Annotated in this window: 22 protein-coding genes; 12 read left to right on the forward strand and 10 right to left on the reverse strand. The window is 69.9% G+C overall.

Annotation, left to right across the window (positions count from 1 at the left end):
• Window positions 1-16 precede the first annotated feature (16 nt).
• Both IPJ59_RS05135 and IPJ59_RS05140 read left to right on the forward strand, forming a co-directional pair.
• Window positions 17-1237: an ATP-grasp domain-containing protein gene (locus tag IPJ59_RS05135; RefSeq protein ID WP_293269994.1), complete on the forward strand. Its 1221-nt coding sequence runs from the start codon at window positions 17-19 to the stop codon at window positions 1235-1237.
• Window positions 1238-1301: 64 nt separating this feature from the next.
• Window positions 1302-2519, forward strand: coding sequence for an ATP-grasp domain-containing protein (locus tag IPJ59_RS05140; protein ID WP_293269996.1), 1218 nt, complete (start codon window positions 1302-1304; stop codon window positions 2517-2519).
• Window positions 2520-2531: 12 nt separating this feature from the next.
• Here the strand turns inward: IPJ59_RS05140 and IPJ59_RS05145 are convergent, their stop codons facing one another.
• Window positions 2532-3296: a cytochrome P460 family protein gene (locus tag IPJ59_RS05145; RefSeq protein WP_293249547.1), complete on the reverse strand. Its 765-nt coding sequence runs from the start codon at window positions 3294-3296 to the stop codon at window positions 2532-2534.
• A 66-nt stretch (window positions 3297-3362) separates the two neighbouring features.
• Here IPJ59_RS05145 and IPJ59_RS05150 point away from each other — a divergent pair, with 66 nt between their 5' ends.
• Complete coding sequence (locus IPJ59_RS05150) at window positions 3363-3665, forward strand: hypothetical protein (protein ID WP_293269998.1); 303 nt, start codon at window positions 3363-3365, stop codon at window positions 3663-3665.
• 13 nt (window positions 3666-3678) lie between these two features.
• On the opposite strand, the gene IPJ59_RS05155 is transcribed toward IPJ59_RS05150, so the two are convergent.
• Both IPJ59_RS05155 and xseB read right to left on the reverse strand, forming a co-directional pair.
• Window positions 3679-4542, reverse strand: a complete 864-nt coding sequence (locus IPJ59_RS05155; protein WP_293249541.1) for a polyprenyl synthetase family protein — start codon at window positions 4540-4542, stop codon at window positions 3679-3681.
• Window positions 4529-4801 (reverse strand): exodeoxyribonuclease VII small subunit, encoded by a 273-nt coding sequence (xseB, locus tag IPJ59_RS05160; protein ID WP_293249538.1) that lies wholly within the window; start codon window positions 4799-4801, stop codon window positions 4529-4531. The genes IPJ59_RS05155 and xseB overlap by 14 nt, the downstream gene beginning before the upstream one ends.
• A gap of 137 nt (window positions 4802-4938) precedes the next feature.
• On the opposite strand from xseB, the gene IPJ59_RS05165 reads away from it, so the two are divergent.
• Entirely contained in the window at window positions 4939-5454 is a 516-nt protein-coding gene (locus IPJ59_RS05165; RefSeq protein WP_293249535.1) for a Fur family transcriptional regulator, read from the forward strand.
• Between the two features lie 362 nt (window positions 5455-5816).
• Complete coding sequence (locus tag IPJ59_RS05170) at window positions 5817-6146, forward strand: hypothetical protein (RefSeq protein ID WP_293270000.1); 330 nt, start codon at window positions 5817-5819, stop codon at window positions 6144-6146.
• Between the two features lie 110 nt (window positions 6147-6256).
• On the opposite strand, the gene IPJ59_RS05175 is transcribed toward IPJ59_RS05170, so the two are convergent.
• Entirely contained in the window at window positions 6257-7354 is a 1098-nt protein-coding gene (locus IPJ59_RS05175; RefSeq protein WP_293249530.1) for a response regulator, read from the reverse strand.
• A gap of 173 nt (window positions 7355-7527) precedes the next feature.
• Here IPJ59_RS05175 and IPJ59_RS05180 point away from each other — a divergent pair, with 173 nt between their 5' ends.
• From IPJ59_RS05180 to lysS, 4 genes are all read left to right on the forward strand, one after another.
• On the forward strand, window positions 7528-8715 hold the full coding sequence (locus IPJ59_RS05180) for a retropepsin-like aspartic protease family protein (protein ID WP_293250253.1): 1188 nt from the start codon (window positions 7528-7530) through the stop codon (window positions 8713-8715).
• Window positions 8715-9416 (forward strand): hypothetical protein, encoded by a 702-nt coding sequence (locus tag IPJ59_RS05185; RefSeq protein ID WP_293249527.1) that lies wholly within the window; start codon window positions 8715-8717, stop codon window positions 9414-9416. The genes IPJ59_RS05180 and IPJ59_RS05185 overlap by 1 nt, the downstream gene beginning before the upstream one ends.
• Complete coding sequence (locus IPJ59_RS05190) at window positions 9413-10276, forward strand: hypothetical protein (protein ID WP_293270002.1); 864 nt, start codon at window positions 9413-9415, stop codon at window positions 10274-10276. The genes IPJ59_RS05185 and IPJ59_RS05190 overlap by 4 nt, the downstream gene beginning before the upstream one ends.
• 77 nt (window positions 10277-10353) lie before the next feature.
• The gene (gene lysS / locus IPJ59_RS05195) at window positions 10354-11982 is read left to right on the forward strand and encodes a lysine--tRNA ligase (RefSeq protein WP_293249521.1); all 1629 of its coding nucleotides are present in this window, start codon (window positions 10354-10356) and stop codon (window positions 11980-11982) included.
• On the opposite strand, the gene IPJ59_RS05200 is transcribed toward lysS, so the two are convergent.
• Entirely contained in the window at window positions 11979-13112 is a 1134-nt protein-coding gene (locus tag IPJ59_RS05200; protein WP_293249518.1) for a UDP-N-acetylglucosamine pyrophosphorylase, read from the reverse strand. The two genes, lysS and IPJ59_RS05200, sit on opposite strands and share 4 nt — an antisense overlap.
• Window positions 13113-13199: 87 nt before the next feature.
• Here IPJ59_RS05200 and IPJ59_RS05205 point away from each other — a divergent pair, with 87 nt between their 5' ends.
• Genes IPJ59_RS05205 through IPJ59_RS05215 form a run of 3 tightly spaced genes read left to right on the forward strand, consistent with a single transcriptional unit; the run spans window position 13200 to window position 15192 of the window.
• Window positions 13200-13823, forward strand: coding sequence for a hypothetical protein (locus IPJ59_RS05205; protein WP_293249515.1), 624 nt, complete (start codon window positions 13200-13202; stop codon window positions 13821-13823).
• Between the two features lie 20 nt (window positions 13824-13843).
• Window positions 13844-14365 (forward strand): transcription elongation factor GreB, encoded by a 522-nt coding sequence (gene greB, locus IPJ59_RS05210; RefSeq protein WP_293270004.1) that lies wholly within the window; start codon window positions 13844-13846, stop codon window positions 14363-14365.
• The gene (locus IPJ59_RS05215; protein ID WP_293270006.1) at window positions 14362-15192 is read left to right on the forward strand and encodes an SDR family oxidoreductase; all 831 of its coding nucleotides are present in this window, start codon (window positions 14362-14364) and stop codon (window positions 15190-15192) included. The genes greB and IPJ59_RS05215 overlap by 4 nt, the downstream gene beginning before the upstream one ends.
• Here IPJ59_RS05215 and IPJ59_RS05220 read toward each other — a convergent pair.
• From IPJ59_RS05220 to IPJ59_RS05240, 5 genes are read right to left on the reverse strand one after another with little or no spacing between them, the layout of a single operon-like run.
• Window positions 15189-16151: a cytochrome P450 gene (locus IPJ59_RS05220; protein WP_293270007.1), complete on the reverse strand. Its 963-nt coding sequence runs from the start codon at window positions 16149-16151 to the stop codon at window positions 15189-15191. The two genes, IPJ59_RS05215 and IPJ59_RS05220, sit on opposite strands and share 4 nt — an antisense overlap.
• 54 nt (window positions 16152-16205) lie before the next feature.
• Window positions 16206-16409, reverse strand: coding sequence for a hypothetical protein (locus IPJ59_RS05225; protein ID WP_293270009.1), 204 nt, complete (start codon window positions 16407-16409; stop codon window positions 16206-16208).
• Window positions 16410-16459: 50 nt separating this feature from the next.
• A complete protein-coding gene (gene xdhB, locus IPJ59_RS05230; protein ID WP_293270011.1) occupies window positions 16460-18883 on the reverse strand; it encodes a xanthine dehydrogenase molybdopterin binding subunit in 2424 nt (807 codons plus the stop codon).
• The gene (xdhA, locus tag IPJ59_RS05235; RefSeq protein ID WP_293249497.1) at window positions 18880-20358 is read right to left on the reverse strand and encodes a xanthine dehydrogenase small subunit; all 1479 of its coding nucleotides are present in this window, start codon (window positions 20356-20358) and stop codon (window positions 18880-18882) included. The genes xdhB and xdhA overlap by 4 nt, the downstream gene beginning before the upstream one ends.
• 60 nt (window positions 20359-20418) lie before the next feature.
• Entirely contained in the window at window positions 20419-21387 is a 969-nt protein-coding gene (locus IPJ59_RS05240) for an SMP-30/gluconolactonase/LRE family protein (protein ID WP_293249494.1), read from the reverse strand.
• Between the last annotated feature and the right edge of the window lie 205 nt (window positions 21388-21592).

The following is a 21592-nucleotide window of genomic DNA, read 5'->3' on the forward strand; positions in this document are numbered from 1 at the left end:
GGGTAGGAAACGCATCATGCATGTCTTGTTCGTCGCCCCGCACTTCCCCTCTTACCAGAGGCACTTTGTCCGCGCCATGCACTCCGTCGGCGCCAAGGTGACGGGCATCGGCGAGGCGTCGCCGGTGTACCTCGACAGCGAGCTCAAGAGCTGGTTGCACGGCTACGAGCAGGTGCCATCGGTGTGCGACGAGCAGGCGATGCTCGAGGCGGTACGACGGGTGCAGCGGCGCGAGTGGGTCGACCGGCTCGAGTCGACGATCGAGGCTCACATCTTGCCGGTCGCGGCGGTGCGCGAGGCCTGCAAGATCCCCGGCCTGTCGGTCGAGGCGGCCGTGCTGTGTCGCGACAAGCCGCAGATGAAGGAGCACCTGCGCCGCCACGGGATCCCCTGCGCCGCGTCGGACGGCATCGCCTCCGTCGACGAGGCGATCGCGTTCGTGCGCGCGGTCGGCTACCCGATCATCATCAAGCCGCGCGCGGGCGCGGGCGCCTCGGGCACGACCCGCTGTGACAATGACGGACAGCTGGCCGCGGCGCTGAAGGAGGCCGGGGTCGCTCAGGGACAGTCGGTCGCGATCGAGGAGTTCATCGAGGGTCACGAGGGCTTCTACGACACCATGTCGGTCGACGGCGTGCCGGTGATGGAGTTCGTGTCGCACTACTACCCGAACGTGCTCGACGCGATGCGCAACCGCTGGATCTCGCCGTACATCGTGTCGACCAACCGGCTCGACGCCTCCGGCTACGACGCGCTCAAGGAGCTCGGGCGCCGCGTCATCACCACCATGGGCCTCGGCACGACCGCGACGCACATGGAGTGGTTCTACGGGCCCAAGGGCCTCAAGTTCTCGGAGATCGGCGCCCGCCCGCCCGGCGTCGGTCAGTGGGACGTGTACGCCGCGGGCAACGACATCGACATCTACCGCGAGTGGGCCAACGCGGTCGTGTTTGGCCGCATCGAGCGTCGCCCCTCGCGTCGCTTCGCCTCCGGCATCATCGCGCTGCGCCCCGATCGTGACGGTCGCATCGTCGGCTACGAGGGCGTCGAGGAGGTCCAGCGCCGCTTCGGCGAGTACGTCACCAAGGCTCACCTGCCGCCCGCCGGCACGCCGACCCAGCCGATCGAGGCCGGCTACATGGCCAACGCGTGGATCCAGATGCGCCACCCCGACTATGACGCCATGCGCGAGATCTTCGAGGTCATCGCCCGCACGATCCGCGTGCGCGCCGGGTGAACGCGCCTGTCTCGAAGCACATGTCCCCAAGTACCTGGCCCGAAGGCCACCCAGGAGCGAGCCCATGAAAGTCCTCTTTATCTCACCGCACTACCCGGAGGAGATGCAAGACTTCACGCGCGGCCTCGCCGAGGTCGGGGCCCAGGTCTACGGCGTCGGCGACATGCCGCGCGGCAGCCTGCCTGCCAAGGTCCAGCGCCACCTCCGCGACTACCTGCAGGTGCCCGGGCTGTTCCAGGAGGACGACGCGCTGCGGCGCATCGTCGCCGCCGCGCGCCAGCTGCAGGTCGACCGCATCGAGTGCCTGTGGGAGCCGTGCATCGTGCTGGCGGCGCGCGTGCGTGAGGCGCTGGGTCTGCCGGGGATGCGGCCGGATGTTGCGATCGGCTTCCGCGACAAGCCGATCATGAAGGAGCGGGTCGCCGCGGCCGGGCTGCGGGTGCCACACTACGCCCGCGTGAGCACGGCCGCCGAGGCGCTCGCGGCCGCCGAGGAGATCGGCTACCCGGTGATCGTCAAGCCGATCGCGGGGGCCGGCACCGCCGACACCTACCGCGCCGACGACCCCGCGGAGCTGCGCGGGGTGCTCGGCGCCGTCGGTCATCACGCGGAGCTCAACCTCGAGGAGTTCATCGAGGGCGAGGAGTTCACCTACGACACCGTGTGCATCGACGGCACGCCGGTGTTCGAGAGCGTGGCCCAGTACCACCCGAAGCCGCTGGAGGGCCGCAACAACGAGTGGATCACGCCGGCGCAGATCGTGTTTCGAGACCCCTACCAGCCGGCGCTACGCGACGGCATCGAGCTCGGCCGCGGCGTGCTCAAGGCGCTCGGCATGGACACCGGCTTCACCCACATGGAGTGGTACCGCAAGCCGGACGGCGAGGTGGTGTTCGGGGAGATCGGCGCGCGCTCGCCGGGCGGCAAGCTCGTCGACCAGATGAACTTCGCCAACGACTTCGACCTCTACCGCGAGTGGGCCCGCACGGTCTGCTGGCGCAGCTTCGACGCCCGCCCGCACCGCCGATACCACGTCGCGGCGCTGTTCAAGCGCGCCGAGGGCCAGGGACGGATCCGCCGCATCGAGGGGCTCGACGAGATCCGCCAGCGCCTCGGCGACAGCCTGGTCGTGTCGGACATCCTGCCGATCGGCCACGCGCGCCGCGACTGGAAGCAGACGCTGCTCTCGGATGGCTTCATGATCCTGCGCCACCCGGAGTATCGCGAGTGCATGGCCCGCATGAACTTCGCGATCAACCACCTGCGCATCTGGGCCAGCTAACTCGCCCGGTGCTCAGTGGTGGCGACCGTCGGGGCCCGGGCCTGGCGGGACCTTGATCGGGTCGGTGCCGAACAGGCGCTCGTGCTTCGCGTGCTCGTGGCAGCCCATGCAGCTCGCAACCTTGCCCGCCGAGGTCACGGTCGCGCCGTCGGCCGTGACCGTGCCGTAGACCCAGCCAGCGTCGGTCTCGGCCAGCGGCTTGCTCGGCTTGAACACGACGTAGATCCCCGCTGGCTCGCCCGGCATGTAGCGCTTGCCCTCGTGCTCGGCGGGCAACATGCCGCCGCCGAGGCCCAGGCTGCCGTCGTTCGCAACCTCGAGCGGACGGAAGGCCTCCTTGACGACGACCTGCTTGAGGTCGGCGAGACTCGGCAGATCGGGGCTGGCCATGAAACTCTTGGGGGCGCCGTAGGCGACGGGGTCCTTGGCGTAGAGGGTGTAGAGCTTGCGCCCGTGGGTGGACTCGTCGCCGCTGGCGCTGATGCGGGCGCGCGCGGGCTGAGGCATGGCGCACAGGGTCGGGGCCCAGCGCATCTGGTCGTCGACCCGTCCCCAGCTCGTGTAGTGCGCGGCGATCTCCTTCAGGGTCGCGTGCCAGCGCGGGTCGTTGGCCTCGGGCGCTGGGGCGGGCGCTGGATCGACGATTGTCACCGGAGCGTTGGTCACGATCGGCGCAGCGGCGGCCGACACTGGTGGGCTCGACGCCTCGCTGCGGGCGGGCTCGGGCGCGCATGCGGCGGTCAGCAGGAGGATCAGACAGAGCGGACGACGCAGCATCCGGCGATGCTAGAGCGCGCACGCGGGCTTGTCAGCCAGGCCTCGCTGCTTTTACATGGGACTGACGTGGGCTGGGCGACGGGACACATCGAGCGGCTGCTGCAAGGCGAGACGGTGAGCTTTCGTCCGCGCGGCAACAGCATGCGCGGCAAGGTCGACAACGGGGCGCTGTGCACCGTGGAGCCGGTGGGCGAGCGCGCGCTCGCGGTCGGTGACATCGTGCTGTGCAAGGTGAACGGGCAACAGTACCTGCACCTGATCAAGGCGATCCGCGGGCCGACCTTTCAGATCGGCAACAACCGCGGGGGGATCAATGGATGGATCTCCCGCGCGGGGATCTACGGCGTGCTGATCTCGGTGGCGCCGTGACCTGTCCTGAAGGTCAGTCGGCCTTGACGCCCGCGGCGGCGGCGTGGGCCCGGTCGGCGACCCACCTGGCAAGCGCCCGCAGCGGCTCGGCGCGGACGCCGAACTGGGCGGCCAGCCCGTCGCACTCGCCGACCAGCTGATCGACGCGGGCCAGCGCCTGCGGGCGCAGTGCCTGCTGGTCGTCGTCGAGGATGTCGTCGGCGTGCTGAAAGGCGATGCCGAACTTCAGGCCCCAGGCCTCGAGGTCACGCACTTGCGCCTCGGTCGCGCCGCCACACAGGGCACCCATCGCGCCGCCGGCGGCATAGAGGGCGCCGGTCTTGAGCGCGTGCACCCGCTCGAGCAGCTCGAGCGCGTGGATGTCCTGGCCGTGCTGGATGTCGAGGGCCTGCCCGCCGACCATGCCGTGGATCCCGGCGTGGTGAGCGAGGCGTGTCATGGCAGCGGCGATGCGATCGCCCGAGATGCCGGCGGCGCCGCGGCCGAGGACCTCGAAGGCGCGGGTGAGGAGCGCGTCGCCGATGAGGATCGCCTGGGCATGACCGAAGGCGACGTGGACGGTCGGCCGACCGCGGCGCTCGAGGTCGTTGTCCATCGCCGGGAGGTCGTCGTGGACCAGCGAGTAGGCGTGGATCATCTCCAGCGCGCAGCTGGCCGGCAACGCGTTCGTGACGCTCCCCCCGGCGGCCTCGCAGGCGGCGATCGTGATCATCGGCCGCATGCGCTTGCCGCCCTGCAGGACCGCGTAGCGCATGCCCTCCTTGAGTCGACCCGGGTCACCGCCCGCGGCGTCGATCTCGGGCAGCGCCTGCGCGAGGGCCTCGTCCGCCTGGTGCCGGCGGTCGTTCACGTATGCCTTCAGGTCAAACGCTGTCATCGTCGTCGCCTCCGTCGTCGTCATCCTCGTTGGTGCCGGGGAAGGGCGCTGTGCCGTCGCGACCTTCGAGCAACATCTCGACCCGTTGCTCAACCGCGTCGAGCAGCTGGCCGCCCTGTCGTGCCAGGCGCACGCCGTCCTCGAAGCGCTTGAGGGCGCTCTCCAGCGGCAAGTCACCGGCCTCGAGCTCGGCGACCACCCGCTCGAGTTCACCGAGGACCTGGTCGATCGCGGGTGACGTAAGCTCAGGGGCCGCCATCGCAGCTTCACCAGGCTTGGCGCGGCGCCGAGGTGTTGAGGATGAGGCAGGGGTCGCCATGCGCGGCGGACTATAAGGGTTCGGTTTCACGCCCGCAACGCTTGCCGCACGGCGGGGCTCGCGTTACGGTCACGGCGATGCACGATCGGCGGCACCACCCAATCGGGACCGACGTCGAGACCTTGATGGGTCAGTTCCACGCGTATCTTGAGAAGAAGCAGCTCAAGTCGACGCGCCAGCGGGACCTCATCGCCCAGAAGTTCTTCAGCACCGATGGCCACATGAGCATCGAGGAGCTGCTGCACCTCAGCCGCTCGGAGAACCCCCGCATCGGCTACGCGACCGTGTACCGCACGCTGAAGCTGCTCACCGAGTGTGGCCTCGCGGCGCTGCGCCGCTTCGGCGACGGCCAGACGATGTACGAGACGGCGGGCGACACCGAACACCACGACCACCTGATCTGCATCGAGTGTCAGCACGTGCTCGAGTTCCAGAACGACGACATCGAGAGGGAGCAGGAGCGGGTCGCTCGCAGCTTCGGCTTCAACCTCGTCCGCCACCGACTCGAGCTGTACGGCCTGTGCCCACGCGCACGCGGCATCAAGGGCGGCTGGTGCCCTGCGGACGAAGCGGCGCTGCGTAAGGGTGACTGACATGCTGCCGTCCCCGCGCTCCGTGCTCGCCGATCTTGGGCCCTCACTCTCGGATGGGCTGTCGGGGTGGCAGGCGTGGTGGCAGACCGGGGCGGTGTTGCTGTGCATCACCGTGGCCGTGGCCTGGCTCACCGCGCGCTGGCTGAACCGCCGCCGCAGCGGCTGTGCCGGGGATTGCAGCCGCTGTGTGGCCCACGGCGCCGAGACCAGGCCCGGGACCTGTGCTCGCACGCAGGATGGCCCGGGGATCCGCTCTGCGAGCCTGCGTGTGCTGCCCGGGACCGCGAATCTTCCCCACTCAGGCGACGTCTAGCCGCCCCAATCGCTGACCTACCAGCTCCGGAGTCTGTATGCGCCCTGTCATGATCGTCCTGTCCCTGTCCCTCGCCCTGACCTCCGCCTGCGCGGGTGGTATCGGTGGCAGCTTCCGCGGCAACGGCACCAGCGCCAAGCCCGTTCCCGTCGCCAAGGTGAAGACCGTCGCCTCCAAGGACGCGATGGCCACCGGTTACGTCGAGCTCGGCATCGCCAAGGGCTTCGCCCCGACCGCCCAGCAGGCGGTCGACCAGGCCAAGATCCACTGCGCCCAGCACGGCGGCACCTACCTCATCATGAACGTCGAGCCGTTCCAGTCGGGCAGCAACTTCACGGTCGATGCCACCTGCGCGACCGACGGCCCGGCCAAGAAGTGATCACCGCCGCGTCTTGAGCCGAGGCGTCCCGCTCGCGCGGGGCGCCTCGCGGCGTTTAATGAACCGGCCCCGAAGACCATGGCCCCGGGGACATGTCCTCTCAGCCAGCCTCAGGATCGCCGGCGGTTGGCCTCGGCGGCCTCATCTTCACGGCGGGCGTGCTCCATCAACAGATAAGTGACGGAGGTCGGCTCGATCTGCCCGCCCTCGGACTCGGAGCCTGGCGGCAAGGTGAAGAACTCGAACTGACCGCTGGACCACGACAGCAGCTCGAAGACCCGCTCGTGCGGGTGCTGGACCCGATCGCCGAGGTTCTTCACGTCGCGCAGGATGCCGTTGACGATGCGCAGCACGGCGTGGTCGTCGCCGTTGTCGAGCCGCAGGTCACCCGTCTTCTTCTCGGCTTCGAGGAAGGAGAGCACGCTGCCGAGACGGACGTGGTGCAGGTCGCCGCGGAGCCCGCGGCTCTCGACCGCGGGGTTGGGGTTACCGGCGCGGCGGGCCAGCACGCCCTGGATGCGGGCGATGATCTCGTCGGCGGGCAGGGTCTTCGGCAGGTAGTCGTCGACGCCCATGCGGTAGCCCTGCAGACGAGACATGTCGTCGCTGAGCGCGGTGAGGAACACGATCGGGATGTGGGCCAGCTTCTTGCGGGCGCGGGCCATCCGCAGCAGCGTCCAGCCGTCCATCTCGGGCATCTCGACGTCCGTGAGGATCAGGTCGGGCTCCTGCTTGAGCGCGGCGGACATCGCCAGCAGGCCGTTGTCAGCGGTGCTGACGTTGATACCGCGGGCGCGGAGCGCCGTGCTGAGCTCGCTGCGCACGCTCGGCGAGTCATCGACGAGCAGGACGTTGATCGGCTTGTTCGGGGCGGCCTCGACGGCCGCGGGCGCGGCGTCGATGAGGACCGAGTTCACGCAGAGGCTGAGGATCTTGTCCTGCTCCGCGGTGAAGTTCACCAGCTTGATGAGGGTACCCTTGCCCCCATCGGCCCCCGGGTCGCTGACGCTGCCGCTGAGGTACAAGATGGCCCGGTTCGGCAGGCTCAGCTTGATGCGGACCACCTGTTCCACCGCGAGGTTGCGGACGCTGGGTAGCATCAAGAAGCCACGCCGCAGGTTGTCCGTGTACTCGACCAGAAAGTCGTCGTAGGATTCGAAGCGAACGCCGAACGTGGCGATCTTGGCTTGTTTGGGCTGCTCAGCCATTCCCGCCGTGTATCCTACGGATTTTGCCGCGGGGATCCAACGACCGTCTTCAGATGCCCCCAATTTCGGATAGTATCCCCGCCGTGAACAAACCGCGCCTCGGACGCTCGAGTCCAACCGCTACGGGCACGGGTACGGGCACGGGCGCTGCATCGTCGGGGACGTTGACGACGATGCTGTGGGTGGCGCTGGTGTTTACTTCTGTGCTGGTCCTGCCACTGGCGCTTTGGTGCAACTTTTCGCTCGCACGGGTCGCCCAGCTCGACCCCTACACCAACACGGTGTGGCTGGGGTTACTCAGCGTGGTGGTCACACTGGCCCTGCCGATGGGGTTGGCGGCGTGGAAGCACGGGGGCGACTCACGGCGGTTGTGGGCGACCGCTGCGTGGCTGCCGCTGGCCTGGAACATGGTCGGGCTGCTGCTGCTCACCCAGATCGCGCCGCAGGCGCTGGTGACGGCGCTGCGTTCGCAAGACAACTGGGTGGCGCAGGGCCTGGGGGACGACCACGGGGTCACGCGGATCGCGAGCGCGATCGGGCACAGCCTGGCCGACCAGATCGACCCGCCCGAGGACATCCCGGCGGTCGAGGCGCCCAGCCCCACGCCGCTGCGAACCGCCTCGGCCACGGAGATCGCCGTCCCCTTCTCCGCCACTGGCAACGCGATCTTGATGAGCGTCGAGCTGCAGGGGCCCGCCGGGCGCACCGTGCTGCCCTACCTGTTCGACACCGGCGCCTCGTTCACCACGGTCAACAGCAAGACCGCCGCGAAGCTCGGCCTCGCGGTGCCAGACGACGCCCCCACCCTGCAGTTCAACACCGCGAGCGGTCCGCGCGAGAGCCGAATGGTGTATCTGCCCGGCCTGCGCCTCGGCGAGACCGTGCTCGAGGGGTTGCTCGTCTCGGTGTGTGACGGCTGCGTCAACGAGCGGACCGAGGGGCTGCTCGGGCTCAACGTGATGCGCGAATTCTTCGTGCAAATGGACTATCAGGCCGAGCGCATGCACCTGATCCCGCGCCAGCACGACGGCAGGCCCAACCGCGCCTACGACATCGGGCCGACGGTGAAGCTCGACGTCGAGGGCACGCCGGAGATCTGGCTCGGACGGATCCGGTGGATCCTCGTGGTCGAGAACCGCGGCACGGTGGCGATCGAGGGGGTGATCCCCGAGGTCCAGTTCTCCAACGGTCAGCGCATGCGCGGCGCGCCGATCGCCCGCATCGAGCCTGGCAAGTCCGGCAGATCGCTCGTCGAGGGCAAGACTCAGGGCCCCGAGGATCTCGACAAGAAGCCGGGCGCTGCCCGGGCCGACAAGGACGAGCTCGGCTTCACCTTGACGGTGGCAGAGGCGTACTGGTGATGCTGGCTGAGGTCGTGGAGCTGCCCGCTCGTTGGCCATACATCGTCGCGGTGCTGATCCCGGCGGCGATCCTCGTGTACTGGCTCGGCAATCTTCGGGCGCAGCGGCAGATGTCGGCGCGCAACACCGAGCCTCGCGGACGTCGCGGACCGCGGCAACGCAGCAAGGACGACCCGCAGTTCTCGGCGATGGTCGGGCGCATGCTGCAGCGCGGCCTGGCCACGCCGATCGCGGAGGCGCCGGAGGGGCCGGTGCTGATCCGTGGGGTCCTGGCCGCGGCCGACGGAAGCCTCGGCGGCGCGCCTGGGCGCGAGTGCGTGTGGCGCAACCGCAGCGGGGCCGGGCCGGACGCCGCGGTCGCCGTCGAGTACGTGACGGTCGCCGACGCCACCGGACGGGCCACGCTGGAGCACCTGGGGCGCGCCGATGTCGTCGCCCCGGAGGACCGGGTCGGGCCGCACCGGGTGTTCTGCTCCCTCCTGCTCGGCGACGAGGTCGAGGTCGTTGGGCGGTTCAAACACGAACGCTTCGGGCAAGATCCCGACCCGACGCGCCTGGTTTACGGCACACTCGGCGCAGACGGCAGCCTCCACGTCCGTGTGTGCAAGCGCGAGCCTGTGCCGCTCGCACGCGACGATCTCCCCGAAGCTCCATCGTCCGCCACCTCAGGTCAACCATCGTCAGGAACCACCATCTCATGAAGCGCACTCTGCTCTGCCTCACCGCCTTCGCCTTGCTCGGCGCCTGCAAGAAGGACCCGGACACCACCAAGCCCGACGACCCGAAGCCCGGCGACACAGGCGGCGCGCCCGGGGACACCGGCGGCGCTGTGACGCCCGGCGTCCCGCAGGAGCCCGATCCGCCGGCGATCGCCCAGGCCCGCGACCAGTACATCCTCGGCAACTTCGACAAGGCCAAGGAGATCCTCGAGCCGCTGACGGCCGACCTGAAGGCCCGGCAGCAGCTGCGCGCCTCGGGGCTCAGCGCCGGCTGGCTCGCGCTGTCGGTGGTCGAGCCGGTCGCCGAGAACGCCAAGGAGCCGGCCGAGCACGCGGTGGCGATGGGTGACCAGACCGCCGACAAGGAGGTGCAGGTCATCGCCAAGCTGGCCCTCGGCGCCTACCAGCTCGGCATGGACGAGGACGCCAACGCAGCCACCAACTTCGAGGCGGCGTACAAGCTGCAGAGCGACGGCCCGAACGCCGGGTTGGCGCTGGTGCTGTACGGCGAGGCCAAGATCAACATGGCCTTCGGCGGCGAGGACAAGGACCAGATCGCCAACCCTGGCGAGCTCGATTCGGCCGCCTCGACCTTCGTGAAGGCCCAGCGCACGGCCACCGCTCCGGGCAGCGAGCTCATCGCGGCGCGGGCCCTGGAGGGCCTCGCGTCGGTCGCCAACTACAAGAAGAACTTCAAGGAGGCCTGCACGCAGGCCGAGGAGGCGCTGAAGATCTACGCCGCCAAGAGCGCCGGACAGGCGCTGGTCGAGCGCATCGAGGCGATCAAGGACGCCGCGAATTGCGGCAAGAGCCCGGCCGCCGCCAAGGCCCCGGCCAAGTAGGAATCACGGGCCCCCCAACTTCACTGGCCGGGGGGCCTTGTGCCCGCGGGCCTGTTCGCGCGACAACCATGCCCGCCATGGAGTCGCACGACCCCTTCCTGAACCACTGGGCCGACCAGGCCGCCGCCAAGACCCTCGCTGCGCACCCCGAGGCGAAGCGGATCACCGTCGCCGCCGGGATCACGCCGTCGGGGGTCGTGCACGTCGGCAACTTCCGCGAGGTGATGACGGTCGACCTGGTCGCGCGGGCGCTGCGGGACCGCGGCGCCGACGTGCGCTTCATCTACTCATGGGACGACTTCGACGTGTTCCGCAAGGTGCCCGAGGGCATGCCGAAGCGCGAGCTCTTGGCGACGCATCTCGGTCGCAGCATCGTCGACGTGCCAGACCCCTGGGACCAGCACGACAGCTACGCCGCGCACCACATCGCCCAGTTCGAGCGCAGCATGGAGCCGCTCGGCATCCGGCCGGAGTTCATCCGCCAGTCGGCGCAGTACCGCAAGGGCACCTACGCGGTCGGCATCCAGAAGGCGCTGCAGCAGGCGAGCAAGATCCGCGACATCTTGAACCGCGTGCGCGAGCAGACCACCGCCCACTCGCGCGTCGACGACGACTGGCTGCCGCTGTCCGGCTTCTGCGACGAGTGCGGGCGCGACAAGCTGCGCTTCCAGATCACGGGCGAGTGGACGGTGCACTACAACTGCGAGCGCTGCGGCCACGAGCGTGACGTCGACCTGCGCAGCGGCGGCAACCTCAAGCTGCCGTGGCGCATCGACTGGCCGATGCGCTGGGCCCACGAGGGCGTGTGCTTCGAGCCAGGCGGCAAGGACCACAGCACCGCGGGCGGCAGCTACGACACCGCGAAGGACATCGTGCGCGAGGTCTACGGCTTCCGCGCGCCGGAGTACGTGGGCTACGACTTCGTGCGGATCAAGGGCCGCGCCGGCAAGATCTCGAGCTCCAAGGGCGGGGTCGTCACGGTGACCGACTGCCTCGAGGTCTACGAGCCCGAGGTGCTGCGCTGGATCTTCGTGTCGTACCGGCCCAACACCGAGTTCCAGATCAGCTTCGACGTCGACGTGATCGCGCTCTACGAGGCCTACGATCGCCTGCGCCGGGTCGCCTACGGGCTCGAGGAGGCCAAGGACGAGCAGAAGAAGCTGGTGGCCCAGCGCGCGCTGCAGCTGGCGAGCGTCGATCACCACCGCGTCGGCCCCGGCGAGGTGATGCCCTTCCTCCCGGGCTTTCGCCACCTCAGCATGATCTTGCAGATCTTCGAGGGGAACATCGGTCAGACGATCAATCACTACAAGCTCGCCGGGTTGATCAAGACCGACGCGGAGCGCGTGCAGTGCACGGCGCGCGCTCGCTGCGTCAAGAACTGGCTCGAGAAGTTCGCGCCCGAGGAGTTCCTCTTCATCATCCGCAAGACGCCGAAGACCCGGGCGCTGACGCCGGACGAGGCGACCTGCCTGCGGCGCATCGTCGAGGTGTTGCAGGCCGACGCGACGCTCGACGAGGACGGGCTGGTGCCGACGATGAAGACGCTGACCGCCGGCACATCGCTCGACAACAAGACCTTCCTGCCGGTCGTGTACGACCTGCTCATCGACCGCGACAAGGGGCCGAAGCTGACGACGCTGATCACCGCGATGGGGATCTCGCACGCGCTCGAGCTGCTGGCCCCGAGCCTCGAACAGCCCTAGCCGCTGGCCACGTCGCGCACGATGTCGGCCAGCCAGGCGCCGAGCGCCGTCACGTCGGCGTCGGGCAGGCTCTGCACCCACGCGACGTGGTCGGTGTAAGGCTCAGCCGCGTGGAGCACGAGCGGACAGGGGTGCTCGTGGTGGGTCGTGAGCTGCGGCGTGTCGACGCCGCGCTCGCGCAGGAAGGCAGTGAAGCGGGCCTGTCGCTCGGCGATGCAGAGGTCGAGGGTGGCGAGGGCCTCGCGCGTGACGGTGTGGACGTGCGCGTGCGGCCCGGTCGCGGGCGCCCGGCGCAGGCGGATCTCCGCGTACCAGGCGCGCAGGGCCATCAGTTCGGCGATGTAGCGGGCGTTGTGGGCCGCGCGCGGCTCGGCCGGATCGAGGGCGCCGTGCGGGAAGGGCCGCTCGCGCTCGCGGGTCGCCTGCATCACGAGCCTGTCCTCGGGGACATCTTTGCGCAGCACCTGCCCGGCGCCGGCGACCGCCCCGAAGCCGACCTGACGCGGGCCGACCATGCCGCCGCTGCCACCGAGGAAGATCCGCCGCGACCGCAGCAGCGCGCCGTGGGGCACGTCGCCGATCAACGAGGGCGTGGCCTTGTCGCCGCGCGCCCCCCACGGCGTGTAGTTGAAGTGGATGTAGCCGCTGCCGACCTCGGAGTGATCCTGCCGCGAGCTGCCGCCGGCCATCAGCAGGTCGCAGAAATTCACCAGCGAACCGATCGTGACGAAGGACAGGAGGATCGTGTGCTTGAGGCCGACGGCGTGGGCGGTGCTGGCCTCCTCCTCGAGCAAGGTGCCCTCACGCAGGTGGGCGGCCGAGCCCGCCGAGGCGCCGCGCAAGAGCACGGCGTCGCGGGCGTAGCCGCCATCGAGGCGCGCGCCCTCGCCGAGCACGCAGTCGATCGCGGTGACCGGGCCCTCGCGGCCGAGCTCGGCGTGCGGGCCCAGGAAGCTCCGCGCGCCGCACAGGCGGGTGCCCGGGTGGAGCACGGAGCCGGCGTGGATCCGCTCGGGCAGCACCGCGGCGTCGACGTAGGTCTGCCTCGGATCGACGATCTGCACCCCGCGGGCGATCAGCTCCGCGAGGCGACGCTCCTGCACCGCGGCCATGAAGGCGAGCTCACTCATTGTCCTTTTGACCTCGACGCGGGTCTAACATGAAGGCGATCGTGAGGGCTGCACCGGACGCGACGAGTTGCGCTACCCTGGCCGGCGATGAACGAGCGGGCCAAACTCACGGATCAAGAGCTGCGTGACGCGGCCGCGGAGGCCGGCATCTCTCCCGAGGAGCTGCGCCAGGCGCTGTCTCAGCGCGCCGGCGACAGCCCGGGCACGGCGATCGCGAAGTCCGCCGGAGCTGCCGTGCAGGGCTACACGGCGCAGGCCCAGCTCGCGTTGTCACCCGACCGCGCGGTCGAGGGCGTGCGCGCGGCGATCGCCCGCCAGGTCGGTCACCGCGGGCACCGTCAGGGCAACGGCGACATCGACATCCTCGACGACCGCACCGGCATGCTCTACCGCATCCACGGCAGCTCCGACGGCCAGGGCGGCGCGCTCGTGCAGGTCCGCAGCGAGCGCACCGGCTCGAGCCTCGCGCTCGCCGCAGTGATGTTCACGACGGTCGCGCTCGGGGTGACGGTGCTGGGCTTCCTGCTGTCGTCGCTGATGATGTGGCTGGGCATCGGCCTGCTGCTCGCAGGTGGGGCCGGGGTGGTGATGGCGGGCGGTCGGGTGGCGGGGATGCAGCGGCAGGCGGAGCTGGTGGTGGCGCAGGCGCTCGAGGAGGCCGAGGAGGCGGCGCCGCTGTCGGCGGGCGCGCGGGCGTTGCCGCCGGAGTGAGCACCTGGCATGGTCGCCCGGTGGCGGAGGAGCCCCCGAAGCACTGGATCACGGCCGAGGGCCTGAAGAAGCTGCGCGACGAGCTCGAGTACCTGTGGAAGGTCGAGCGCCCGCGGGTGACGAATGAGGTCTCGGCTGCGGCTGCCCTCGGGGACAGGTCGGAGAACGCCGAGTACATCTACGGCAAGCGGCGCCTGCGGGAGATCGACAAGCGCCTCGAGTTCCTGTCGAAGCGGCTCGACAACCTCAGGCCCTTCTCGCCGCCCGCCAGCGAGCCCGAGCGCGTGACCTTCGGCGCCTGGGTCACGCTCGAGGACGAGGACGGCGGCACCGTGCACTACCAGCTGGTGGGCGCCGAGGAGTTCGACGTCAGCGTCGGCAAGATCAGCGTCGCCTCGCCGGTCGGCAAGGCCCTGCTCGGCAAGGAGGAGGGCGACGACGTCACGGTCGAGCGCCCGCGCGGCCGGGCCATCTTCAACATCGTTGCGATCAGCTACACACGACCTGCAGGCGCGCCCACCGGGCGCGAGGAAGCCACATGACCAGCAAGCCCACGCTCTCCGGCAAGACAATCTTCATCAGCGGCGCCAGCCGCGGCATCGGCCTCGCCATCGGCCTTCGTGCCGCGCGCGACGGGGCCAACGTCGTCATCGCCGCCAAGACCACCGAGCCGCACCCCAAGCTGCCCGGAACGATCTTCAGCGCCGCCGCCGAGATCGAGGCCGCGGGCGGCAAGGCGCTGCCGCTGATGGTCGACATCCGCGAGGAGGCCCAGGTGCTCGCCGCGGTGGCGAAGACCGTCGAGACCTTCGGCGGCATCGACATCCTCATCAACAACGCCAGCGCGATCAGCCTCACCGGCACGCTGGCCACGCCGATGAAGCGCTACGACCTGATGCATCAGATCAACACCCGCGGCACCTACCTGTGCTCGCAGGCCTGCCTGCCGCACCTGCTCAAGGCCGGCAACCCGCACATCCTGAACCTCTCGCCGCCGCTCAATATGCAGGCGCACTGGTTCAAGAACCACGTCGCCTACACGATGGCCAAGTACGGCATGAGCATGTGCGTGCTCGGCATGGCGGCGGAGTTCGCCGACGAGGGGGTCGCGGTCAACGCCCTGTGGCCGCGTACCGCGATCGCCACCGCCGCGATCAACATGATCGGCGGCCCGGCGATGATGGCGGGCTGCCGCACCGTCGAGATCATGGCCGACGCGGCCCACGTGATCCTCACGCGGGAGAGCCGCAAGTGCACCGGCAACTTCTTCCTCGACGAGGACCTGCTGCGCGAGACGGGCGTGACCAGCTTCGACCACTACGCGGTCACGCCCGGGGCGACGCTGATCCCGGACTTCTTCCTCGACTAGGCCGCGGCCCGGCGCACACGCACGGGCAAGCGGTGCATCACGCGGAAGAACCCGCTCGGCTGATACTCGGGCGGGCCCGCGAGGGTCATCTCCGGGAAATGTTCGAGCACGAGCGGCACCACGACGTTGGCCTCCATCCGAGCCAGGTGAACTCCGAGGCAGACGTGGGGGCCGACGCCGAAGTTAAGAGCCACGCCGAGATCCGTTCGCCCGATGTCGAACACTTCGGGCCGCTCGAAGGCCTCGGGGTCATGCGTGGCAGCGCCGGCCATTGGGATGACCATCTGGCCCCGGGCGATCGGGACGCCGCGGATGCTCAGGTCCTCGAGCGCGTAACACGGCGAGCCCAGCTTGCCGAATTGATCGAAGCGCAGGGTCTCCTCGAGCAGGGCGCCGACGAGGCGTGTATCTGCCCGAACGCGAGCGAGCTGCTCGGGGTTTCGCAGCAGATTGAGCAGCATGAAGCGAAGCGTGTGGACCGTAGTGTCCGAGCCGCCGACGATGATCGCCCCGACCATGCTCATCAGCTCGTACTCGGAGAGACGGGCACCCGCCTCCTCGTGGTGGATCAACGTCGACAGCAGGTCGTCCCCAGGATGAACGCGACGTTCGGCGATCAGCGCGGCGATCAATCCGAAGCCCTCGCTGACGATCCGGATCAGGCGATCGCGCTCGCTCGGCGGGAGGAGGGGGTTCAGTAGACCGATTCGCGCCTGCGCGAAGGTCAGGAAGGCGTCCTCCGAGGCGGCTGGAATAGCGAAGAGACGGCCGACGACCCTCAGTGGGATGTAGTCGGCGAACGCCGCGAGGTCGACGACCTCGTCCTCCGGTAGTGCCGCGAGCGCCTGCATTGCGATCTGGCGAGTGTCCTCGCGGAGCCGCTCGGCCGCCTTCGGGCTGAACGCAGGGTTCATGAGCCGGCGCAGGCGCAGGTGGTCGGACGGGGACACTGCCTGCATGCTGCTCTCCGAGATGCGGCGATACAGGCTGTATTCCGGCAGATCGGGGATCGGCTAGAACTGGCCGTCGCGCGCCGAGCGTGAGAAGCGAGGGTCCTTCATCATGGCGACCACGTCCGCGTGCTTGCTGACGAGGAACGCCCGGCCGCGCTCCCACCAATACACGGGGGCGTGCGCGAGCAGATGGCGATACACGGGTGTTGGGTCGGCGTCGTAGCTGGGCGCGTAGGGGTTGAAGACGAAGGTATCGGTGGTCATCGCGGTCCTCTGGAGATCGCGGGAGGATCTCACGAGCAACAGCGGGGCCGCTACTCCGCGGCGCTGATGATCTGGGCGCGGGCGCGGGTCCGCATGTCCTCGATGCCGCGCAGGATCGCCTCGGGCGTGCAAGGGATGGCGAGGTGGGGCTCGAGGCCAGATGCGAGGCCAGATGCGAGGCCAGACGTGAGGCCAGACGCGCCGAAGCCGGCGATCGCGTGGCGCAGCGCGGCGATCACGGAGATCGCCAGCATCAGCGGCGGCTCGCCGACGGCCTTGCTGCCGTGGACCACGCTGTCCTGCGCGGCGCTGGTGAGCAGGGCGACGCGGAAATCCTCGGGGGCGTCGCCGACGGCGGGGATCTTGTAGGTCGAGGGGCCGTGGGTGAGCAGCTGGCCGCGGCGGTCCCAGACGAGCTCCTCGCTGGTGAGCCAGCCGAGGCCCTGAATGTAGCCGCCCTCGATCTGGCCGCGGTCGATGCTCGGCAGCAGCGAGTGGCCGACGTCGTGCAGGATGTCGACGCGCAGCACGCGGTGCTCGCCGGTGAGGCCGGAGACCTCGACCTCGGTGAGCGCGGCGCCGTAGGCAAAGTAATGGAAGGGCTTGCCGCGTCCGGCCTCGCGGTCGTAGACGATGCCCGGCGTGGCGTAGTAGCCGGTCGCGCTGAGGGCGATGCGGCGGGCCCAGGCGGCGCGGGTGAGCTCGGCGAAGCTGGTCTCGCGGCCGCCGGGTTCGAACACGCGGCCCTCGGCGAAGCAGACGCGGGCGGGGTCGCTGGCGCCGATGAGTTCGGCCGCGAGGGGCCGGAGGCGCTCGCGGATCTCCGCGCAGGCGAGCTGGACCGCGGCGCCGTTGAGGTCCGAGCCGCTCGAGGCCGCGGTGGCCGAGGTGTTGGGGACCTTGTCTGTGGCCGTGGGCATGACGCGGATCTGCGGCTCGCGCACGCCGAGCTCGTGGGCGCAGATCGCCAGCATCTTGCTGTGCAGGCCCTGGCCCATCTCGGTGCCGCCATGGTTGAGCTGGACGCTGCCGTCCGTGTACACCAGCACCAGCGCGCCGGCCTGGTTGAGCACCGAGTTGGTGAACGAGATGCCGAACTTGATCGGCATGAAGCCGAGGCCGCGCTTGACCAGCGGCGAGCGGGCGTTGAACGCGTCGATCTCGGCCCGGCGGGCGGCGTAGTCGGCGTCGCGCAGCAGCTCGGCGTGGATCCGCGGGAGGCGGCAGTCGTCGATGTCTTGATAATACGGAGTGAGTCGGCGCTGACGCAGCAGCGGCAGCACGGCGGGCTCGAGCGGACCCTCGGGCAGGATGACGGCGGCGGCGCCCTCCGCGTCGGGGCCGTAGTAGTTGCGGCGGCGCAGCTCGGCCGGGTCGATGCCGAGGCGCTCGGCGGCGCGGGACATCGCGTCCTCGATCACGAGCATGCCCTGCGGGCCACCGAACCCGCGAAACGCGGTGTTGGAGGCGGTATTGGTGCGCACGGCCCGGCCCTCGAAGGCGAGGTTCGGGATGTAGTAGCTGTTGTCGAGGTGGAACAGCGCGCGGTCGAGGATCGCCGGGGTGAGGTCGATGCTCCAGCCGCCGTCGGCGAAGATGAAGACCTCGAGCGCGGTGATGCGGCCGTCGGCGGTGAAGCCGGCCCGGTAGCGCGACCAGAAGGGGTGGCGCTTGCCGGTCATCTGCATGTCCTGGTCGCGATTGAGCCAGACCTTGACGGGGCGAGCGAGGGCGCGGGCGGCGAGGGCGGCGAGCACGGCGAAGTGGGTGGCTTGCGACTCCTTGCCGCCGAACCCACCGCCCATGCGCGGGACCTGGACGACGATGCGGCTGCGGTCGCAGGCGAGGATCTCCGCGGCGGCGCTCTGGATCTCGCTGGGGTGCTGGGTGGACGACTGGATCTCGAGGCTGCCGTCCTCGCCGGGGATCGCCAGCGCTGCCTGGGTCTCGAGGTAGAAGTGGTCCTGGCCGCCGCTGCGCAGCTCGCCATCGAGGCGCAGCGCGGCGCTGGCGAGGGCGGCCTCGACGTCACCGCGGCGCATACGGTGCGGCGTGCCGAGGTAGGAGCTGGCCGCGATCGCGTCGGCGATAGAGAGGATCGGCGGGGCCTCCTCGACGGAGATCTCGAGCTTCTGGGCGGCGGCGCGGCAGACCGCCAGCGACTCGCCGACGACGAGCGCGACGAGCTGGCCGACCGCGTGGAGCGGGCCGTCGGCGAGCAGCGGCTCGTCGTGGACGATCGGGCCGATGCGGTTGTGGCCGGGGATGTCGCTGGCGAGCAGCACCGCGTGCACGCCGGGCAGCGCGAGCGCGGCGGCGCGGCCGACCGCGAGCAGGCGCCCGCAGGCGATCGGCGAGCCGACCGGGAGGCCGACGAGCAGGCCCGGCGGGCGCGGGAGGTCGTCGACGTAGCGCGCGGCGCCCGAGACATGGCCGTGGGCGCTCTCGTGGTGGGACGGTTGATGCAGCGTCACGGCACGACCTCCAGGTGCACGGTGGCGGATGGTCTTTGGGACAGGTTGGGACGGGCCTCGTGCTGGGTCTCGAGCACGAAGCCGCGGATCAGGTTCTCGGCGAGGAGGCCGCGATACCAGGCGGAGCCGCGGAGGTCATCGAGCGGCCGGAAGTCGTGGGCGAGCGCGGGCAAGGCGGCCTCGACCTGGGCGAGCGACCAGCTGCGCCCGAGCAGGGCGGCCTCGAGGTTGCGCGCGCGCGCCGGGGTCGCCGCCATGCCGCCGTAGGCGAGGCGGATCTGGGCCACGCGGTCGGCCGCGTCGAGCTCGACGTAGCAGCCGGCGGCGACGGTGCTGATGTCGAGCTCGCGCCGCTTCGACACCTTGTAGGCGGCGACGCGGGCGTTGGCTGGGAGCTCGGGCAATTCGATGGCGGCGAGGATCTCGCCCGCCTGCAGCGCCGTCTTGCGGTAGGCGAGGAAGAACTCATCGAGGGCGACGCGGCGCGAGCCAGCGGCGGAGCGGAGCTCGGCCACGGCGCCGAGGCTGATCAGCACCGGCGCGAGGTCGCCGATCGGCGAGGCGTTGCACAGGTTGCCGCCGACGGTCGCGCGGTTCTTGATCTGGCGCGAGGCGAAGTAGCGCAGCATCCGCAGCAGCGGGGTGTAGGCGGCCAAGTCGGCGAGGCACGCGGCCTCGAGCTCGGCGAGGTTGGTGGTCGCGCCGATGCGCCAGCCGGCGAAACCATCGGTGATACGCGAGATGCCGCGGAGATCGGCGAGGCCCTCGAGCGAGACGAGCTCCGGCAGGTCCTGGAAGCGCTTGGTGATCAGCAGCGAGAGGTCGGTGCCGCCGCAGATCAGTCGGGCCTGCGGATGCGCGGCGAGGTGAGACCACAGCTCGGTGAAGCTGGTCGGCGTGGCGTAGATGCGGCCGGCGGACTCGCGCGTGAACGCGATGCTGTCGGCCGGGGCCGCGAGCCGGGCGTGAAACGAGTCCTGCGGGCAGCTGGCGGCGACCGAGCGGGCGGCGTCGCGGATCGGTCGGTAGCCGGTGCAGCGGCACAGGTTGCCGCACAGCTGGTCGTCGAGCTGCCACGGCTCGCGGAGGTCGCGGCGGTAGCAGGCTTCGAACAGCGACATCACGACGCCGGGGGTGCAGTAGCCGCACTGCGAGCCGAGCTCGCGGACCATCGCCTCTTGCACCGGATGCAGGGCGCCGTCCTGGCGCAGGCCCTCGACGGTGTACACGCGTCGGCCCTGGACCATCGGCAGGAGCACGAGGCAGGCGTTGATGGCCCGGTAGGTGGGACCGCCCGCGGCCTCGGCGTCGAGGACCACGACCGAGCATGCGCCGCAGTCGCCCTCGGCGCAGCCCTCCTTGGTGCCTGTGAGGTGGAGCTGCTCGCGGAGGTACGCGAGCAGCGTGGTCGTCGGTTGTGCGCGCTCGTCCTCGATGAGCCGGTCGTTGAGGTGGAAGCGGAGGGTCTGCGGCATCGCGGCCGCCGATCGTAACACGGTCGGCTGACCGCGCGGGGCCGCTGGCTCGCGGTCGGGCTAGCGGTCGAACAAGCCGGTGTCAACGCGGAGGATGCTGAAGGGCAGCTCGGGCGGCAGAAACAGGTAGAGGGCGCGGAAGACCTCGCTGTCGATGGCGTAGAGCTGGCCCTCGGCGACCGTGAGGCTGGTCAGGCCGGTCGGCACCGAGGTGGTGGTGGCGACGGCGGCGTGCGTGTAGTCGGCGTCCCGGAAGGCGAGCTGCTGCACGCCGCCGTCGTAGGCGACGTAGAGCGTCTCGTCGAGGAACTCGATGCCGTCGGGGCCGGGGAAGCGCGGGTCGCCTGGCATCGCGAACACGTCGCCGGTGGTCCGAACCGGGACGAAGGCCTGCGGGTCGGCGACCGGGATGCTGTAGAGCGCGGCGGGGATGGTGGTGACGACGAGCAGGCGCTCTCCGTCGGGCGAGAGATCGAGGCCGTTGAGCGCCACGGTGCCGGGAGCGACGGGTGTGAACTCCGGCGCGGAGAGGAAGACGGAGAAGCTCTGGGTCCTCGGGTCGATGCGATAGATGTTGGGGTTGGCCGAGTCGGTGGCATAGACCGCGCCGTCATCGTCGGCGACGAGGTCGTTGCAGAAGGACACGGTCGGCAGGGCGATGCGGTGGGTCCGCTGCTTGTTCTCGATGTTGAAGGCCCAGACCTCGGAGGTGGGGGAGCTGTTGGTCTTCACGTCGACGACGCAGACCCACAGGCGCCGGCGCTCCTCGTCGACGTGGGCGCCGCTGAAGGAGAGCTTCGTGTTGACGTCGCTGTGGAACACGATCTCCTGGCCGAGCGGCGTGATGCGGGTGATCTGGGCGCCGTTGACGGCGGTGGCGAAGAAGGTGTGCGTGACGTTGTCGAAGGCCACGCCCTCGGGCAGGGAGGTCGTGCTGTCGAGCGCGTACGAGTCCTGGAGCGGCGCGTCGCAAGACGGCAGCGCGAGCAGCGAGGCGATGAGCGAGGGGACGAGGGCGAGGTGCTTCATGGGGTCTCCGCCGGACGGGCGAACGGTCGGGTCAGGGCGCATCGACAAGGGCGCACAGAGAAACAGGCCTGCGTGATCTCGAGCGGATCACGGGCGGTGCAATGTGGAGTTCTCGGACTAAAAGCGCGCCATGAGCGAGCGGACGAAGAATGACCCAGCCAGCGTCAGGGTCCGCAATTTAGGGATTTTCTTCTTACTCAAGCCG

It is taken from the genome of Nannocystis sp. (assembly GCF_016714285.1).
In the GTDB taxonomy this organism is placed as follows: domain Bacteria; phylum Myxococcota_A; class Polyangia; order Nannocystales; family Nannocystaceae; genus Nannocystis.

Excerpts from the sequence above, each read along its gene's own strand:
- IPJ59_RS05135 (WP_293269994.1), top strand. The coding sequence starts at position 17 with ATGCATGTCTTGTTCGTCGCCCCGCACTTCCCCTCTTACCAGAGGCAC.
- IPJ59_RS05140 (WP_293269996.1), top strand. The coding sequence starts at position 1,302 with ATGAAAGTCCTCTTTATCTCACCGCACTACCCGGAGGAGATGCAAGAC.
- IPJ59_RS05145 (WP_293249547.1), bottom strand. The coding sequence starts at position 3,296 with ATGCTGCGTCGTCCGCTCTGTCTGATCCTCCTGCTGACCGCCGCATGC.
- IPJ59_RS05155 (WP_293249541.1), bottom strand. The coding sequence starts at position 4,542 with ATGACAGCGTTTGACCTGAAGGCATACGTGAACGACCGCCGGCACCAG.
- xseB (WP_293249538.1), bottom strand. The coding sequence starts at position 4,801 with ATGGCGGCCCCTGAGCTTACGTCACCCGCGATCGACCAGGTCCTCGGT.
- IPJ59_RS05165 (WP_293249535.1), top strand. The coding sequence starts at position 4,939 with ATGCACGATCGGCGGCACCACCCAATCGGGACCGACGTCGAGACCTTG.
- IPJ59_RS05170 (WP_293270000.1), top strand. The coding sequence starts at position 5,817 with ATGATCGTCCTGTCCCTGTCCCTCGCCCTGACCTCCGCCTGCGCGGGT.
- IPJ59_RS05175 (WP_293249530.1), bottom strand. The coding sequence starts at position 7,354 with ATGGCTGAGCAGCCCAAACAAGCCAAGATCGCCACGTTCGGCGTTCGC.
- IPJ59_RS05180 (WP_293250253.1), top strand. The coding sequence starts at position 7,528 with ATGCTGTGGGTGGCGCTGGTGTTTACTTCTGTGCTGGTCCTGCCACTG.
- IPJ59_RS05185 (WP_293249527.1), top strand. The coding sequence starts at position 8,715 with ATGCTGGCTGAGGTCGTGGAGCTGCCCGCTCGTTGGCCATACATCGTC.
- IPJ59_RS05190 (WP_293270002.1), top strand. The coding sequence starts at position 9,413 with ATGAAGCGCACTCTGCTCTGCCTCACCGCCTTCGCCTTGCTCGGCGCC.
- lysS (WP_293249521.1), top strand. The coding sequence starts at position 10,354 with ATGGAGTCGCACGACCCCTTCCTGAACCACTGGGCCGACCAGGCCGCC.
- IPJ59_RS05200 (WP_293249518.1), bottom strand. The coding sequence starts at position 13,112 with ATGAGTGAGCTCGCCTTCATGGCCGCGGTGCAGGAGCGTCGCCTCGCG.
- IPJ59_RS05205 (WP_293249515.1), top strand. The coding sequence starts at position 13,200 with ATGAACGAGCGGGCCAAACTCACGGATCAAGAGCTGCGTGACGCGGCC.
- IPJ59_RS05215 (WP_293270006.1), top strand. The coding sequence starts at position 14,362 with ATGACCAGCAAGCCCACGCTCTCCGGCAAGACAATCTTCATCAGCGGC.
- IPJ59_RS05220 (WP_293270007.1), bottom strand. The coding sequence starts at position 16,151 with ATGCAGGCAGTGTCCCCGTCCGACCACCTGCGCCTGCGCCGGCTCATG.
- IPJ59_RS05225 (WP_293270009.1), bottom strand. The coding sequence starts at position 16,409 with ATGACCACCGATACCTTCGTCTTCAACCCCTACGCGCCCAGCTACGAC.
- xdhA (WP_293249497.1), bottom strand. The coding sequence starts at position 20,358 with ATGCCGCAGACCCTCCGCTTCCACCTCAACGACCGGCTCATCGAGGAC.
- IPJ59_RS05240 (WP_293249494.1), bottom strand. The coding sequence starts at position 21,387 with ATGAAGCACCTCGCCCTCGTCCCCTCGCTCATCGCCTCGCTGCTCGCG.